General features: G+C 72.6%; 16 protein-coding genes. 7 read left to right on the forward strand and 9 right to left on the reverse strand.

Going from position 1 to position 15,810, the window contains the following annotated elements; all coding sequences use genetic code 11:
* Positions 1 to 14: 14 nt before the first annotated feature.
* The 4 genes from K4S16_RS17250 to K4S16_RS17265 form a co-directional block, all read right to left on the reverse strand.
* Entirely contained in the window at positions 15 to 785 is a 771-nt protein-coding gene (locus K4S16_RS17250) for a carbohydrate ABC transporter permease (protein ID WP_235036901.1), read from the reverse strand.
* 121 nt (positions 786 to 906) lie between these two features.
* Positions 907 to 1,908: a carbohydrate ABC transporter permease gene (locus K4S16_RS17255; protein ID WP_149259951.1), complete on the reverse strand. Its 1,002-nt coding sequence runs from the start codon at positions 1,906 to 1,908 to the stop codon at positions 907 to 909.
* A 203-nt stretch (positions 1,909 to 2,111) separates the two neighbouring features.
* The gene (locus tag K4S16_RS17260; protein ID WP_149259952.1) at positions 2,112 to 3,128 is read right to left on the reverse strand and encodes an aldose epimerase family protein; all 1,017 of its coding nucleotides are present in this window, start codon (positions 3,126 to 3,128) and stop codon (positions 2,112 to 2,114) included.
* Complete coding sequence (locus K4S16_RS17265) at positions 3,125 to 4,087, reverse strand: LacI family DNA-binding transcriptional regulator (protein WP_149259953.1); 963 nt, start codon at positions 4,085 to 4,087, stop codon at positions 3,125 to 3,127. Before K4S16_RS17265 ends, K4S16_RS17260 begins: the two co-directional genes overlap by 4 nt.
* Before the next feature lie 146 nt (positions 4,088 to 4,233).
* Between K4S16_RS17265 and K4S16_RS17270 the strand changes: the two genes are divergently transcribed.
* From K4S16_RS17270 to K4S16_RS17280, 3 genes are read left to right on the forward strand one after another with little or no spacing between them, the layout of a single operon-like run.
* Positions 4,234 to 5,121 (forward strand): NAD(P)-dependent oxidoreductase, encoded by an 888-nt coding sequence (locus tag K4S16_RS17270; protein ID WP_149259954.1) that lies wholly within the window; start codon positions 4,234 to 4,236, stop codon positions 5,119 to 5,121.
* A gap of 31 nt (positions 5,122 to 5,152) precedes the next feature.
* On the forward strand, positions 5,153 to 6,196 hold the full coding sequence (locus tag K4S16_RS17275; RefSeq protein ID WP_149259955.1) for a mandelate racemase/muconate lactonizing enzyme family protein: 1,044 nt from the start codon (positions 5,153 to 5,155) through the stop codon (positions 6,194 to 6,196).
* Entirely contained in the window at positions 6,193 to 8,109 is a 1,917-nt protein-coding gene (locus tag K4S16_RS17280) for a DUF6807 family protein (RefSeq protein WP_149259956.1), read from the forward strand. Before K4S16_RS17275 ends, K4S16_RS17280 begins: the two co-directional genes overlap by 4 nt.
* Here the strand turns inward: K4S16_RS17280 and K4S16_RS17285 are convergent.
* A complete protein-coding gene (locus tag K4S16_RS17285) occupies positions 8,099 to 8,590 on the reverse strand; it encodes a hypothetical protein (RefSeq protein ID WP_149259957.1) in 492 nt (163 codons plus the stop codon). The two genes, K4S16_RS17280 and K4S16_RS17285, sit on opposite strands and share 11 nt — an antisense overlap.
* Before the next feature lie 203 nt (positions 8,591 to 8,793).
* Between K4S16_RS17285 and K4S16_RS17290 the strand changes: the two genes are divergently transcribed.
* From K4S16_RS17290 to K4S16_RS17300, 3 genes are all read left to right on the forward strand, one after another.
* Positions 8,794 to 9,087, forward strand: a complete 294-nt coding sequence (locus tag K4S16_RS17290) for a hypothetical protein (protein ID WP_235036865.1) — start codon at positions 8,794 to 8,796, stop codon at positions 9,085 to 9,087.
* A gap of 80 nt (positions 9,088 to 9,167) precedes the next feature.
* Positions 9,168 to 10,208, forward strand: a complete 1,041-nt coding sequence (locus K4S16_RS17295) for a permease (RefSeq protein ID WP_149260179.1) — start codon at positions 9,168 to 9,170, stop codon at positions 10,206 to 10,208.
* Positions 10,205 to 10,951, forward strand: coding sequence for a TIGR03943 family putative permease subunit (locus tag K4S16_RS17300; protein ID WP_149259958.1), 747 nt, complete (start codon positions 10,205 to 10,207; stop codon positions 10,949 to 10,951). The genes K4S16_RS17295 and K4S16_RS17300 overlap by 4 nt, the downstream gene beginning before the upstream one ends.
* 124 nt (positions 10,952 to 11,075) lie before the next feature.
* Here K4S16_RS17300 and K4S16_RS17305 read toward each other — a convergent pair whose 3' ends face one another.
* Together K4S16_RS17305 and K4S16_RS17310 are read right to left on the reverse strand one after the other, a co-directional pair.
* A complete protein-coding gene (locus K4S16_RS17305; RefSeq protein ID WP_149259959.1) occupies positions 11,076 to 11,996 on the reverse strand; it encodes a glycoside hydrolase family 19 protein in 921 nt (306 codons plus the stop codon).
* Positions 11,996 to 12,532 carry a lytic polysaccharide monooxygenase auxiliary activity family 9 protein gene (locus K4S16_RS17310; protein ID WP_149259960.1) on the reverse strand — a complete coding sequence of 179 codons (537 nt, stop codon included), beginning with the start codon at positions 12,530 to 12,532 and terminating at the stop codon, positions 11,996 to 11,998. Before K4S16_RS17310 ends, K4S16_RS17305 begins: the two co-directional genes overlap by 1 nt.
* A 593-nt stretch (positions 12,533 to 13,125) precedes the next feature.
* On the opposite strand from K4S16_RS17310, the gene K4S16_RS17315 reads away from it, so the two are divergent.
* The gene (locus tag K4S16_RS17315) at positions 13,126 to 14,730 is read left to right on the forward strand and encodes a GMC family oxidoreductase (RefSeq protein WP_149259961.1); all 1,605 of its coding nucleotides are present in this window, start codon (positions 13,126 to 13,128) and stop codon (positions 14,728 to 14,730) included.
* Between the two features lie 45 nt (positions 14,731 to 14,775).
* Here the strand turns inward: K4S16_RS17315 and K4S16_RS17320 are convergent, their stop codons facing one another.
* Both K4S16_RS17320 and K4S16_RS17325 read right to left on the reverse strand, forming a co-directional pair.
* Positions 14,776 to 15,207, reverse strand: a complete 432-nt coding sequence (locus K4S16_RS17320) for a protein-tyrosine phosphatase family protein (RefSeq protein ID WP_149259962.1) — start codon at positions 15,205 to 15,207, stop codon at positions 14,776 to 14,778.
* Positions 15,204 to 15,788, reverse strand: a complete 585-nt coding sequence (locus K4S16_RS17325; RefSeq protein ID WP_149259963.1) for a CGNR zinc finger domain-containing protein — start codon at positions 15,786 to 15,788, stop codon at positions 15,204 to 15,206. Before K4S16_RS17325 ends, K4S16_RS17320 begins: the two co-directional genes overlap by 4 nt.
* Between the last annotated feature and the right edge of the window lie 22 nt (positions 15,789 to 15,810).

Here is a 15,810-nt window from a genome sequence, read left to right on the forward strand (position 1 = left end):
TGCGGGAGCGGGGCCTATTTGAGGCCGGTCGTCGCCATTCCTCGGACGAGGTATTTCTGGCCGGCCAGGAAGAAGCCGAAGATGGGGCCGAGCGAGATGATCGACATCGCGAACATCGGCCCCCAGGAGGAGTCGCCGCTGGAGTCCATGAACTGGCGCAGCGCGACCGGGGCGGTGAGCTGGTCGGAATTGGTGAGGTAGAGGTTCTGGGTGAAGAAGTCGTTCCACGTCCAGATGAAGGTGAAGATCGCCGTGGTGGCCAGCGCCGGGACGCACAGCGGCATCACCACCTGCAGGAACGTGCGCCAGTAGCCCGCGCCGTCGATCGCCGCGGCCTCGTCCAGCTCCCGGGGCAGGGTGCGGATGAACTGCACCATCAGGAAGATGAAGAACGCGTCGGTGGCGAGGAACTTCGGCACCACGATCGGCCAGATCGTGTTGATCCAGTCGATCTTGTTGAACATGATGTACTGCGGCACGACCGTCACATGGTGCGGCAGCATGATCGAGCCCAGCATGAGCGCGAACCAGAACCGCTTGAGCGGGAACTCCAGCCGGGCGAACGCGTAGGCGGCCATCGAGCAGGCCAGCAGGTTCCCGACGACCGCGAGGGACGTGATGACCGCGGAGTTCCAGAGGTAGTAGCCGAAGGAGTGCTTGAGGGCCACCCACCCCTCGGAGTAGTTCTCGCCGGTCACCTCGGACGGCACCAGGCCGGGCTCCCGGAAGATCAGCTCCTCGGGCTTGACCGAGCTGGAGATCATCCAGAGCAGCGGGTAGAGCATGAACAGCCCGAACGCGATCAGCAGCAGGTGCCTGGTCAGCCGCGACACGGGCCGGAACAGCACCGGTGTCCGCCTGCCCGCCGCCGGATCGCCCTTCGCGCGGTCGCCTGTCGCCATGCGCTTACCTGTCGTCGCCATAGAAGACCCAGAATCGAGACATGAGGAAGTTGACGGCGGTCAGGGCCGCGATGATGAGCAGGAGCACCCACGCCATGGCGGCCGCGTAGCCCATCTCGTAGTTCTTGAAGCCCTTGATGTAGAGGTAGAGCGTGTAGAAGAGGGTCGAGTCGACCGGCCCGCCGTTGCCGCCGCTGACGACGAACGACTGCGTGAACGACTGGAACGACTTGATCACTTCCAGCACGGCGTTGAAGAAGATGATCGGTGTGAGCAGCGGCAGCGTGATCGAGCGGAACTGCCGGACCCGGCCGGCGCCGTCCACCCGGGCCGCCTCGTACAGGCTCTGCGGGATCTGCCGCAGCCCGGCCAGGAAGATCACCATCGGGGCGCCGAACGTCCAGACGTGCAGGACGATCAGCGTCCAGAGCGCGGTGTCGGGGCTCGTGACCCAGCCCTGCCCGTGGTAGCCGAACCAGCCGAGGAAGGTGTTGACGATCCCGTCCACCCCGAAGATCTTCCGCCACAGGATCGAGATCGCCACGCTGCCGCCGAGCAGCGAGGGCAGGTAGAAGACCGACCGGTAGAACGACAGCCCGCGCAGCCCCCGGTCCAGCGCCATCGCCAGCCCGAGGGCGAACGCGAGCTGCAGCGGGACGGAGACGACGACGTAGGTCGTCGTGACCTTGAGGGAGTTCATGAACCGGTCGTCGGCCGTGAACATCGTGTCGTAGTTCTTCAGGCCGACCCAGTGCGCCTCGCTCAGCAGGCTGTAGTCGGTGAACGACAGGTACAGCGAGGCGATCATCGGGCCGAGCGTGACGGCGAACAGGCCGATGAACCACGGGGCCAGGAACAGGTGGGCCGCCCACGCCTGCGAGCGCGCGCGGGAGCCCGCACGCCGCCGGCGCCCGCGCCTCCACCGCGGCGCGCCCGCCCCGGCGGGCGGCACGGCCGGCGGCTGCGGCGTCGCCGCCGTGCCGGACCCCGCGGATCTCAGCGTCATCACTGGCCCCTCGGTCAGTCGGGCGAATTGAGATAGCGCTTTCTTATAGCTCCGCCGTCGATCCCGTCAACCCTTTGCAGTGAGCTGGCTCACGATCAGCTCCGCGGCCGTTTCAGATCTTCCCAGGTCAAGGGAAGATCCAGCACGCAGCGCGAGCGCCAGATTGTTGCGGGTTGCGAGCTGTTACTACAACCGCTTGCAGTTCAGGCCTGACCGAAGCGGTAGGTGGTGACCGAAACGTGCTCCTGGCCGGGCCGCAGGACCGCGGACGGGAACGCGGGCCGGTTCGGCGCGTCCGGAAAGCGCTGGGTCTCCAGGCAGAGCCCGGCGAACGGGCCGTAGGGCGTGGCGACGCCGTCCAGCATGTGGCCGGTGTAGAACTGGACGCCCGGTTCGGTGGTGGTGACCTCCATCGTGCGCCCGGTGGCCGGATCGGCGACCGCCGCCCCGCCCCGGAGCACGAAGCAGTGGTCGTAGCGGCCGCCGAGCCGCGCGCCCACCCGGGTGGGGACGGTGAAGTCGAACGGCGTCCCGGCCACCGGGGCGGGCTCGCCCGTTGGGATCTTGCCCTCGTCCACCGGCAGGTACCGGTCGGCCTCGATCGTCACCACCTGGCGGCGCACGTCCCGCGTGCCGGACAGGTCGAAGTAGGAGTGGTTGGTCAGGTTGACCACCGTGGGGGCGTCGGTCGTTGCCCGGTACTCCAGCCGCAGCGCGTCGCCGTCCAGGGCGTACCGGACCTGGGCGTGCAGCTCTCCGGGGTAGCCCTCCTCGCCGTCCGGGCTCGCCAGGCTCAGCAGCAGCTCCGCCGGGCCCGCCGTCTCCACGCGCCACACCCGCTTGTCGAAGCCGCGGACGCCGCCGTGCAGGCTGTGCGCGCCGTCGTTGACGGCGAGCCGGTGCTGCCTGCCGTCGAGCGTGAACCTGCCCCCGGCGATGCGGTTGGCGTACCGGCCGACGACCGCGCCGAAGTACCGGCTGCGGTGCAGGTAGTCATCCAGCGTGGGGAGACCCAGGACGACGTCGGCGCCGTCGGCGATCTCAAGCCGCTGGAGGATCGCGCCGTAGGTGAGGACGGAGGCGCGCAGCCGCCCGTTGTCGAGCACGTGCCGCTCGACCCGCTCCCCTTCCGGCGTGACACCGAAGTCGAGCCCTGCGCCGGATTCGGGGGTGGCGTCGTTTTCTGGAGTAGCGCCGGGAGCGCCGTCGTGAAGCCTCATGGGGATCCTTTCGGAGGGGCGGTGGACTCGCGGACGACCAGGTGCGTCTCCAGGACGGTGGCGGCGCTCATCGACTTGATGAGCAGGTCGACGGCCATGCGGCCGGCGTCGGCCGTCGGCATCGCGACCGTCGTGAGCTTCGGCCGGTGCAGCCGCCCGGTGACGCTGTCGTCGACGCCGATCACGCTGACGTCGCCGGGCACGCCGACGCCCCGCTCCTCCAGCGCCTCGATGAGGCCGATCGCGACGAGGTCGTTGTAGGCCAGGACCCCGGTGACCCCCGCCTCGGCCACCCGTTCGGCGACCGCGATGCCGCCCCTCTCGGTGGGCGCGTTGGGGCCGATGACGAGCGTGTCGAGGCCGGGCACGTCGGCCACGGCACGGCGGATCTCGCCGCTCGTCCAGGAGCCGGCCGGCCCCGAGACGAGGGCGACGCGCCGGTGGCCGAGCGCGGCGAGGTGCTCCATCGCGGCGCGGGCGCCCTGGGCGACGTCCATGACGACGGTCGGCACCCCGCGCATCCGCCGGTTGACCAGGACGAACGGGATCGTCTCGGCCAGCTTCTCCAGGGCCTTGTTGGACGAGCGCGGGCTGCACAGCACGATGCCGTCCACCTGCTTGGAGAAGGCCTGGACGAGGTCCTGCTCCTCAGCGGGGTCCTCGTCGGTGTCGGCGACGAACAGGTGGTAGTCCTGGCCGCGGGCGGCGGCCTGGGCGGCCTTGATCAGCGGGGGGAAGAACGGGTTGGCGAGGTCGGCCACGATCAGCCCGAGGTTGTTGGTCCGGCCCGTGGTGAGCGAGCGGGCCGCGCGGTTCGGCCGGTAGCCGAGCCGCTCGGCCACCGCGAGGACCCGGGTCCGCGTCTCGGCGTTGACCATGTGGGGCGCGGAGAAGGTCCGCGACACCGTCGACACATGCACGCCGGAGGCGTGCGCCACATCCCGGATCGTCACTGCCATGATGCCCATCCTAACGCAACCGTTTGCACGCCACAGCAGAGCGTACGGAGTGTTTCTCCTGGTCAAAAGCAGATGCTTGACGTACCGCCAAGGATGGAGCGATCGTTACTGCAACTGTTTGCAGGGAGATCGAAGGAGTCGCCGCGGTGAGCAGAGTGCTCGTCACCGGAAGCGCGGGCCGGCTGGGCCGAAGCGTCGTGGCCGTGCTGGCGGCCGCCGGGCACGAGGTGATCGGCGTCGACACCGCCCCCGGCACCCCCCGGGACGCCGCCGCCACCCTACCGGCCGACCTCACCGACCTCGGCGAGGCCCATTCCGCCGTCACCCGGTTCCGGCCGGACGCGGTCGTCCACCTCGCCGCCATCGCCGTCCCCTTCGGCCGGACGGACGCCACGACGTTCCGCGTCAACACCCGGCTCGCCTTCAACGTCTGCGCGGCCTCGGTCGCGCTCGGCGTGGAGCGGCTGGTCGTCGCCAGCAGCCCGACGGTGATCGGCTACGGCGCGCCCGGCGGCTGGGCGCCCGACTACCTGCCGCTGGACGAGGAGCACCCGACCCGTCCCTGGAACGTCTACAGCCTGTCGAAGCTGGTCGCCGAGCAGACCGTGCAGACGTTCGCCCGTTCCGCGGACGGCACGCGGATGGCCGCGTTCCGGCCCTGCTTCGTGGTCGCGCCCGAGGAGTGGGAGGGCGCCCCCACCCAGTCGGGCCACACCATCCGCGAGCGGCTCGACCGGCCCGAGATCGGCGGCGCCTCGCTGTTCAACTACATCGACGCCCGCGACGCCGGGGCGTTCGTCGACGCCCTGCTCGCCGGGCTGCCCCGGCTGGAGCGCAACGGCGAGGTGTTCTTCGCGGGCGCGGCCGACGCGCTGGCCCGCGAGCCGCTGGCCGAGCTGCTCCCCCGCTTCGTCCCGCAGGCCGAGGAGCGGGCCGAGTCCCTCACCGGCACCTCCCCCGCCTTCTCCTCCGCCAAGGCCGAACGGCTGCTGGGTTGGACCCCCGAGCGCAGCTGGCGCACCGAGCTCTCCTGAAGGGACGCTCGCCCATGGAACGGACCCTCGAATGATCAAGGATCTGTCGGTCGCGCCGCGGTCGGTGCCGCTGGCCCGGCCGTGGGGCGCGGACGTGCCCTGCAACCACGTCCTGGTCGTCACGCTCACCCTGGACGACGGACGCTCGGGGACCGGCATCTCCTGGACCCCGCAGATCGGAGCGCACGCGGTCAAGGCGCTGCTGGAGCACGACGTCCGGGACGCGGTGATCGGGCTTCCCGCGCACCCCGGCCTCGTCTGGGACCGGTTGTCGGCCCACCTCGGTGAGGCGGGACGCACCGGGATCGTCCCGCTCGCGATGGCCGGTGTGGACCTCGCGCTGTGGGACCTGGAGTGCGGCGAGCGTTCGCTGGTCGAGGTCCTCGGGGCGCGGCGGGACCGCGTCCCCGTCTACGGGAGCGGCGTCAACCTCCACTACACGCTGGAGGAACTGACCGCCCAGGCCGCGCGGTGGGCCGCCGAGGGATACCCCGCCGTCAAGGTCAAGGTGGGCCGCCCCTCGCTCGCCGAGGACGTCGCGCGGGTGGCCGCCGTCCGCGAAGCCGTCGGCCCGGACACGGCGCTGATGATCGACGCCAACCAGCGGTGGGACCTGCACCGGGCACGGACCGCGCTGCGGGCGCTGGAGCGCTTCGACCCGTTCTGGATCGAGGAGCCGCTGCCCGCCGACGACATCGCCGCCCACGCGGAACTGCGCCGCGGCATCGGCACGCCGATCGCGGTCGGGGAGAACGTCGCCACCGCGCACGGCTTCCGCGACCTGCTGACCGCGGGTGCCTGCGACGTCGTCCAGCCGAACGTGGTGCGGGTCGGCGGCATCACCCCGTTCCTGCGCATCGCGGACCTCGCCCGCGTCTTCGACGTGCCCGTCTACCCGCACCTGCTCACCGAGCTGTCCGGGCAGCTCGCCCTCGCCCTGCACCATCCCGCGATGGTGGAACTGGTCGAGGACGCCTCGCTGGCGGACCTCGGACTGCTCGCCGGCCCGTCCCCCGTGGAGATCACCGGTGCGGAGCTGCGCGCGACGGGCGCGCCGACGAGGTGGGCCCGGTGAGGCCGGTCCGGGTCGTCGTGGCCGGGGTCCACGGGTACGGGCGCCACCATCTGGACAACGTCGCCCGGCTCGGCGCGGCGGGCCGGGTCGAGCTGGCCGGCGTCTGCGACGTGCGGCCGCCGTCCGGGCTCGGCGTGCCCGTGTCGGCGGACCTGCCCGCGCTGATCCGCGAGACCGGGGCGGAGATCGCGGTGATCGCCACCCCGATCCACACCCATGCCCCGCTGGCCGTGGCCGCCCTCGACGCGGGCGCGCACGTGCTCCTGGAGAAGCCGCCCGCGCCGTCGGTCGAGGAGTTCGCCAGGATCTCCGATGCGGTGGCCCGGACGGGGCTGGCGTGCCAGGTCGGCTTCCAGTCGCTCGGCTCGGAGGCGATCCAGGCCGCCCGGGACCTGGTCGGCGGACCGGTGCGCGGCATCGGGGTGGCCGGGGCGTGGAGCCGGCCGTTCGGCTACTACACCCGCTCGGCCTGGGCGGGCCGCCGCAGGCTGGACGGCGCCGACGTCATGGACGGCGCCCTCACCAACCCCTTCGCCCACGCGGTCGCGACCGCCCTGGCCGTCGCCGGGGCCGACGCGGCGGAGTCGATCGCCGACGTCGAGCTGGAGCTGTACCGGGCCAACGCCATCGAGTCCGACGACACCTCCAGCGTGCGGGTCCTGCTCGCGGACGGGACGGTCATCGCGATCACCGTCTCCCTCTGCTCCGACCGGCGTACCGAGCCCTACCTGCACCTGCACGGCCGGGACCGGTCCGCGCGCCTCTTCTACACGGTCGACGAGATCGAGGCGGACGGGGTCGTCACCGGCCACGGCCGGGCGGATCTGCTCGACAACCTCGTCGCGCACGTGCGGGACGGCGCGGACCTCCTCGTGCCGCTCGCCCGCACGGGAGGCTTCACCCGGCTGCTCGACGCGATCCGGCTCGCCCCCGACCCGCGTCCGATCGAGGCGCGGTTCGTCCGGGCCGAGCCGTCCAGGCTGGTCCTGCCAGGTATCGCGGACCTGGCCGTGCGCGCCGCCGAGGACCTGAAGACCTTCTCCGAGCTGGGCTTTCCCGGCAGCCTGGGGTCCGTGCGGGCACCGTGGCCGCAGACCTCGCTGCGAGTGGACGGGCGGGAGGTGGCCGAATACGTCCAGCGCGGCGACCTCCAGGCCACCGACGCACCGCGGCCCCACCTGCACCCGGTGCGGACCCTCGGCGGGACGGTCGTCACCGAGAGCCGCCCGGAGGACCACGTCCACCACCTCGGTGTCAGTGTCGCGATCTCCGACGTCGACGGCGTCAACTTCTGGGGCGGCTCGACCTACGTCCGCGGGGAAGGGCCGCGGATGCTCGCGAACCACGGACGGCAGAGGCGCCGATCGCTCCGTCCCGTCGACGGCGGCTACGCGGAAGAACTCGCCTGGACGGGGCCGGACGGGACCGTCCTCGCCACCGAGGAGCGGACCCTGGTGGCGCGGACCGTCCCCGGCGCGTGGGCGCTGGACTTCGCGTTCACGCTGACCGGGCGGACCGGGCAGCCCCTCGTCCTGCAGAGCTCGGCGTGCAAGGGCCGGACCGGCGCCGGGTACGGCGGTTTCTTCTGGCGCGCCCCCAAGGACTCCGCCGGTCTCGCCGTCTTCACCGGCGAGGCGTCCGGTGAGAAGGCCGTGCACGGCAGCGTCACCCCGTGGCTCGCGCTGACCTCCGACGCGTGGAGCCTGGTGTTCGTCCAGACCACCGGGCTCGATCCGTGGTTCGTCCGGGTCGCCGAGTACCCGGGCGTCGGGCCCGCGCCGGCGTGGGACGAGCCCCTCACCGTCCCCGAACGGCTGGAGCGCGCGATCACCGTGGTCGTCGCGGACGGGCGGCTCGCCCCGGAGCGCGCCCACGCCCTCGCTGAGGGGGCGGCCGCGCCGCTCACCCGGTGAAGACCTCGGCCACGGCGCTCTTGCGGAGCTCTTCGAGGAGGTCGATCTGCGCCTCGGCCCGGTCGTGCAGCGTCTCCAGCTCGTCCGCTTCCAGGTCCGGCGTCCGGTCGGCGAGCGTGCGCAGCGTGCGCCACCCCGCGGCCTTGCCCTCGACGGCCAGGCGCAGGAACTCGTACTCCACCAGGTCGGTCAGCGGGGAGCGCTCCTTCAGGCGGCCGTTGAACTTGAGCCGTCCCGCCTTCTCGGCCACGGACAGCGCGATGCTCTTGTAGTGGCGGACGGCGATGCCGAGCGACCCCATGATGGCCAGCAGCGCTCCCCGGTCGGCCGCGATGTCGTCGGCCAGCCGCTGCAACCGCTCTTCGTCGGGCCTGCCCTGGTGCGCCTGGGCGAGCGCGCGCGACCTCCCCACACCCGCCGCCGCGCCCGCGAGGTGGTCGTTCAGGTAGATCGCCAGGAACGGTCCGGCAGTCGTCTCCATACAGGTCCTCTCGGGTGGTGCCGCTCGTCGGCCGACGCACCTCGCGGTACCCGGCGGACGGACGGGTACTCGCCGCGGTCCCCCTGGTCCGGCCGCCCTCCCCGGCGGCCGGACACCCGCGCGTCCGGAGTGGGCAAAAACCGGTCCATGTGCGCTTGTGCCGGTGAACGCCCGGGTACGGCCCGACCGACCAAGGGGGGAAAATGATCAAGACACTGCACAAGCGGGGCATCAAGTCGCACCACATGTACTCGGCCGGACTCGGGTCGGTCGGCCTGGCGATCGCGTCGTGGGTGCTGTCCAGCCGGCTCGAGGAGAGAGGCATGGAGCGCGCCGACCGCTGGGGCATCTTCGTCGGCGAGTGGGCCCCGACCTTCTTCGCCATCGGCGTCGCCATGCGCCTGGAGGAGATGCAGGAAGCGATCGCCGAGATTCCGGAGCAGCGCGGCGAGATGGGCGAGCGGGCCAGAGGCCGCGCGACCCACGCGATGCGCTAGCCGAACTCGGCCGTACATCGTGGACTCGGTCATGTGGCCGTAGGTAGACCCCAGGCGTCGCAAGCGCGATGTCTGGAACCATGGCCCGCATGACCGAACGCACCGGCCTGCGGGCGGCCGAGGAGGAGTTCCTTCCACCGGCGGACTGGGGACGCGGACCGGGCACGGCGCCCGGAGTTCGTGCGGCGTGGGCGTTCGGAGCCCTGGCCGCGGTCCTCGTCCTGGGCCGGACGTGGGCGGCGCCGCGGATCGACGCGCGGGCCCTGGACGCCTGGGCCACGATCTTCGTGGCGGTGTGCGTGCAGGCGCTGCCGTTCCTGGTCTTCGGCGTCGCGCTGTCGGCCGCGATCACGGCGTTCGTCCCGGCATCGGTGTGGCGGCGGGTGCTGCCGCGCCGGCCGGGGGCGGCGGTGCCGGTCGCGGGCGCGATGGGAGCCGTGCTGCCGGGGTGCGAGTGCGCCTCGGTGCCGGTCGCGAGCGGGCTGATGGCGCGCGGGGTGGCGCCCGCCGCCGCGCTCACGTTCCTGCTCGCCGCCCCCGCGATCAACCCCGTCGTGCTGGTCGCCACCGCGGTCGCCTTCCCCGGCCGGCCGGAGATGGTGGCGGGGCGGTTCGCCGCCTCGCTGCTCGTCGCGGTGCTGGCCGGGTGGGCGTGGCTGGCGCTGGGCAGGCGCGAGTGGCTCAGGGTGCCGTCCCGGCCGGACGCGCACGGCGCCGCCGGACGCCTGGACGCGTTCCGGCAGGCCATGCGGCACGACATCATGCACGCCGGAGGGTTCCTGGTCGTGGGCGCCGCGGCGGCCGCGACCATCAACGCCGCGGTGCCCTCCGGCTGGGTCGCGTCGGCGGCGGGCGATGCCGTGGTGTCGGTCCTGCTGCTGGCGGTGCTTGCCGTGCTGTTGTCCATCTGCTCGGAGGCCGACGCGTTCGTGGCGGCCGGCCTCTCGCAGTTCTCCACCACCGCGCGGCTGACGTTCCTGGTGGTCGGGCCGATGGTGGACCTCAAGCTGATCGCCCTGCAGGCCGGGTTCTTCGGCCGGAGCTTCGCGATCCGGTTCGTCCCGCTGGTGTTCTGCCTGGCGGTGGGGGTCAGCGCGCTGGTGGGAGGGCTGCTGCCGTGAGCAGGTCCGCGCAGAACCTGCTGCTGGTCCTGCTCGGCGGCGCGATGCTGTGGATCACGCTGGGCAGCGGCGAGTACGTCAACTACGTGCGGCCCGGGTTCCGCTACCCGCTGGTGGCCGCGGCGATCGCCCTGGTCGCGCTGGGCGCCGCCGGGCTGCGCCGGGAGTGGCGGGACACCGGCGGCGACGCCCAGGACGTCCACGAACCCCACGGCGACCACGGCGGGCACGCGCACGGGCCGGGGGTGGCGTGGCTGCTCTGCCTGCCCGTGCTGGCGATCTTCGTGATCGCGCCGCCCGCGCTCGGCTCGTTCACCGCCGCGCGCGGCGCCGGCCGCGCCGCTCCCCCGCCGGCGCCCGCCGAGGGCTTCGCCCCGCTGCCGAGGACGGGGGCGCCCGCCCCGATGAGCATGGGCGAGTTCATCGGACGCGCCTACGAGGCGCAGACGGGCGACCCCGCCTCGTTCGCGGAGGTCCCGGTGCGGCTGACGGGCTTCGTGAGCCCGCCGGCGAAGGGCGAGCGCGGCTGGCGCCTCGTCCGGCTGAAGGTCGCGTGCTGCGCGGGGGACGCCGTCCCGTTCCCGGTCATCGTGCGCGGCCTGCCGCGGCCGCCCGCCGACGCGTGGGTGTCGGTCGACGGGGTGTGGGAGCCGCCCGCGACCGGGCGCCGCGCGACGGTCGTCCAGACGCTGCGCGGACGGTCCCTCCAGCGGGTCGGCAAGCCCGGCAACCCCTACGAGTGACCGCCCGCCGGAGGGCGGCCACCGGCGGACGGCGCGCGCCCGGGGTGGCCGGGCACGGGCCGTCCGCCGTTCCTTCGGGCGGCCGCTTCCGCCTGCGGTCGGGTCGACCGGCAGGCCGGGTCCGTCAGCAGGTCAGGTTGCTCCCTGGAGGGACGCCGAGGATCTGGGTGAAGCGCTGGTAGGCGTTCACCCGGCTCTGCACCTGGGCCGGATTCCGGCCGTCGCATTCCAGTGCGCCGTTGATGCTGCGGATCGTCTCGCCGAACCCGCGGCCGTTGACCATCGCGCTGTGGCCGGTCATCGTGCCGGGGCCGTTCTGGGTCATCCAGTACCAGAGCCCGGTCCGCCACGAGACCGACGCGTCCCGTTCGACCAGCCACGGGTTGTTCAGCAGGTCGAGGCCGAGGGCATCGCCCGCCGCCTTGTAGTTGAAGTTCCAGCTCAGCTGGATGGGCCCGCGACCGTAGTAGGCCGCCTGCCCCGCCGGGCACCCGTAGGGCCGGCTCGCGTCGCAGTAGTGCGGGTAGTTCCCGGTGTTCTGCTCGACGATGTAGACCAGCCCGCCGGTCTCGTGGTTGACGTTGGCCAGGAAGGCGGCCGCCTCCTGCTTCTTCACCGTGTCGCTTCCGGTGTTGGCGAACGCCGGGAAGGCCGCCATGGCCGCCGTGAGGCCGCTGTAGCTGTAGAACGCGTTGCGGCTCGGGAACATCTGGTTGAACTGCGACTCGCTCACCACGAACCCGCTCTGGCCGGGCGGATCACCCGGATCGGACGACCCGCCGCAGGTCCCCTGGTCGGCCCACACGTCGGCGCGGCCCGGGGTCTCGTTCTGCGTCCACCATTTCGCCGACCAGTTGTGCCCGCCGTAGGACACCGTGGCACCACCCGTGTAGACGGCGGAGGAGCTCCACGCCGCGGCGCAGTCCGCGGCGAGGGCCGGCGCCGCCGGAAGGACGGCCGGCAGCGCGCCCGCCGCGAGCACGGCGGCACCCGACACCAGGGCTCCGAGCAGCCGGCGGACGCGCCGCGCCTTGCGGTCGGCCATCACTGGACGTTCACGTCGACGCAGGCGTAGAACGCGTTGGCCGTGTCGGCGATGTTCCAGATCGCCAGCACCTTCTGCCGCCCGGTGACGCCGCCGAGGTCGACCGAGTGCGAGACCGTGGACGGCGGCTGCTGGTTGTTGCCGTCGACCACGGCGACGCGCCTGCCGCCGACGTAGTACTCGTAGTTCGCGGTGCGGTGGCGGGCGGTGAACGTCCAGGTGAAGGTCACCGTCTGGCCGACGGTGGTGGCCCGCCAGCCCTTGCCGTCGTCGTCGAGTTCGGCGAACCGGGCGTTTCCGCCGCTGCAGCTGCGCAGGCCCTTCGGGCCCTCGACGCTCTGCGGCTCCCACTGGATGGAGCCGCACTGGACGATGCGCTGCGCGCACTGGGCCTGCCGGCTCATCGGCGCCGACACGTACCCGTGGGCCCAGGCCGAGGTCGCCGGGATGACCACGGCGACGAGGGGGGCGATTCCGACACCGGCCGTGATGGCGGCGATCCTGCGCGAGCGTTTCGTGCGGGGGGTCTTCTTCATGCGGGGTCCTTGCGTGATGGGGGTGGTCATGGGATGTCGACGCGGCGGGATCCGCCGCGTGGGAGCGGACGACGGACGCGCCGGCGCACGCGCGCCGCGGGCGCGCGTCGCCGGTCAGGGGCGGGGCGCGGGACATGAGCACTCCATCGGATAGGAAACTTTCCTATCGGATTGAGCGAACGTTAACCCCGCGCGCGATTGCCGGGCAAGGCCTCGCCGGAGCAGCCGGAAAGGCACGACAGGACCAGTGCAGGCAGAGGAGCGAACCAGCCGGCTCCGGCCACAAGATTCGGCACCATTCCCCGCCGCCGCCTCTGATGGTCGGCAGAATTTGCCAAAGGCCCTGCCCAAAGCCCGGTCCAATGCCCTGCCCGGGGGCGGCCGAAAGGGAGCCGGGGCGGGCACGGGTCAGGTTCCGGTCACCGGGACGCCCCTTGGAGAGCCGTCCCCGCCCTTCTACGATCGGGCCACCCATTTCTGTCGCCCGACCGGCGGGAACTCCCGCGTCCGGCCGGGACGGCGGCGCCGACAGGGCCAGGCGCGGGCCCTCGTTAGCGGTCGCCACGCTGCACGGCGCCCGCCGAGAGGAACACATGGACCAGAGCGCTGATTACGTCGTGGTGGGGGCCGGGAGCGCCGGCTGCGTGCTGGCGAAGCGGCTGGCCGAGTCCGGGGCGAGCGTCGTCCTGGTGGAGGCGGGCGGACCGGACCGGACCCCGCTGGTCCGCAAGCCGGGGCTGATCGCCGTCTTCCACAACATCCCGCAGCTGAAGAAGCGGCTGGACTGGGGCTTCTACAGCACCCCGCAGAAGAGCGCGCTCGACCGGAAGATCCCGCAGGTCCGGGGGCGCGTCCTCGGGGGCTCGGGGTCGATCAACGGGATGCTGTTCGTGCGCGGCCACCGCAAGAACTACGACGACTGGGCCGCCGAGGGCTGCACCGGATGGGGCTTCGACGACGTCCTCGGAAGCTACAAGCGGATGGAGAACTGGGAGGACGGCGCCTCCGACCTGCGCGGTGCGGGCGGCCCGATCCGGGTGACGCGGCAGCGGGACCTCACCCCGGCGTCCGAGGCGTTCATCGAGGCGGTCGTCCAGACGGCGGGCGTCAAGCGCAACGACGACTACAACGGCGCCGAGCAGGAGGGCGTGGGGATCTTCCAGCAGAGCGTCGCGGACGGCCTGCGCTACAGCTCGTCCGTCGGCTACCTGGACGACCACGGCCTGCCGAACCTGAAGGTCCTGACGAACGTGACCGTGCAGCGGGTGGTGATCGACAAGGGGCGGGCCACGGGCGTCGAGGTCGCGGGCAAGAAGGGGAAGGCGACGATCCGGGCCTCCCGGGAGGTCGTCCTGTCGGCGGGCGCGTTCGGTTCCCCGCACCTGCTGATGCTGTCCGGCGTGGGACCGGCCGGCCACCTGAAGGACCACGGCATCGAGGTGCGCGCCGACCTTCCCGTGGGCGACAACCTGCACGACCACATGTTCGCGCCGATGACGTTCGTCATGGACACGGCCCGCCACAAGGGCACCGCGCCCTACTTCGCCAGGGGCGTCGCCAAGGAGTGGACGAGGGGCGGGACGTGGGTCGCCCGCACCGTGTTCGAGGCGGTCGGCTTCGTCCGCAGCGGGCAGGCAGGCGAGATCCCCGACATCCAGCTGCACGCGTTGCCGTGGTCGTACCCGTTCCCGAACCAGGACGCGCCGACACGGCACGCGGTCGACAAGCGGTCCGCGCTCACGATCATGCCGACGCTGATCTACCCGAAGAGCCGCGGCACGGTCCGGCTGGGGTCGGCGGACCCGTCCGCCGCGCCGGTCATCGACCCGGGCTACCTCACCGACCCCGACGACGCCCGGCTGCTGCTGGACGGCATCGAGCTGGTCCGCGAGGTGATGGCGAGCCAGGTCATCGCGGGGGACGTCAAGGAGGAGCTGTCCCCCGGGCCGCAGTTCCCGGACCGGAAGGCACTGGCCAGGGAGCTGCCGAACCGTGCCACGACCGTCTACCACCCGGTGGGGTCGTGCCGCATGGGCGCGGACGAGCGGGCCGTCGTCGACCCCGAGCTGCGCGTGCGCGGCATCGAGGGCCTCCGGGTGGCGGACGCGTCGATCATGCCGACCATCATCGGCGGCAACACCAACGCCCCGAGCATGATGATCGGCGAACACGCCGCGAAGCTGATGCTCGGCGACTAGCCGGTCTTCGGCCAGGAGGAGGTGCTCCCGGCCCGGGCTCGGTGTTCAGGTCGGGAAGCCGGTCACCCATCGACGCTGCCAGGGCGTCTCGACGGCGCGCGGGTGGTGGTGCTCGCGCGCCCAGGCCACGGCCTCCGACGGGTCCACCCCCGACAGGACGGCCAGGCATGCGATGACGGTGCCGGTGCGTCCGACGCCGCCTCCGCAGGCGACCTCGACCGAAGCGCCGGAACGGGCCCGCTCGTGCAGGGCGCGGATCTGCCGGACGGCCTCGTCCCGGTCACGGGGCAGCAGGAAGTCGGGCCAGTCGAGCCACGCGGACGGCCAGCGCAATACCGGCTCGTGCCTGCGGCGGAGCCGGCCGGAGCCCAGGTAGAGCCCGAAGTCGGGGACGGGCCCGTCCGGGAGGGGTCTCCGCAGGCCGCGCCCGCGGACCGGGGTGCCGTCCGGGAGCGTGATCGCGCCGGTGAGCGTCATCGGGTCACCGCCCGGCGGCGTGCGCGGTGGTTGGCGACGTTGAGCCTGTTCCCGCACAGCTCGGGCGTGCAGTAGCGGCGGCGCCCCGCGCGGCTGGCGTCGGCGAACACGCCGCCGCAGCCCGGAGCGGCGCACGCGCGGAAACGGCCGTGGCCGAGCGCCCGGAGGAGGCCGAGCAGCGCGACACCGGCGACGGCGGCCACTTCGGCGACGAGGGAGGCGTCCCGGGCCGTCGGGACGTACCACTGCCACCGGCCGGACGGGTCGCGGCGCAGCACGGGCGCGAGCCCGACGTGCCCGGCCAGCAGCGCCGCGCGCTCGACCGCCTCGTCCTCCGTCCCGGACTCCAGCACGGCCCGCACCTCGCGGCGCAGGAAGCGGACCTTCTCCACGTCCTCCACGCTCAGCGCCGCAGGGTCGAAGGGGGCGACGTCGTAGGCGGCGAGGTCGTATCCGGAGAGCAGGGCGGCCAGGTCGCCCGGCTCGGAGAGCGCCTCGGCCCCCCGGACCTCCGGGGACGTGCCGACCAGGGTGTTCGCGACCTCGACGCCCGCCGCGTAGTCGGCGATCGGGATGAGCACACAGCCTCCTGGAACCCTCGAT

The sequence above is a fragment of the Actinomadura sp. K4S16 genome, assembly GCF_008327685.1.
Lineage (GTDB): Bacteria > Actinomycetota > Actinomycetes > Streptosporangiales > Streptosporangiaceae > Spirillospora.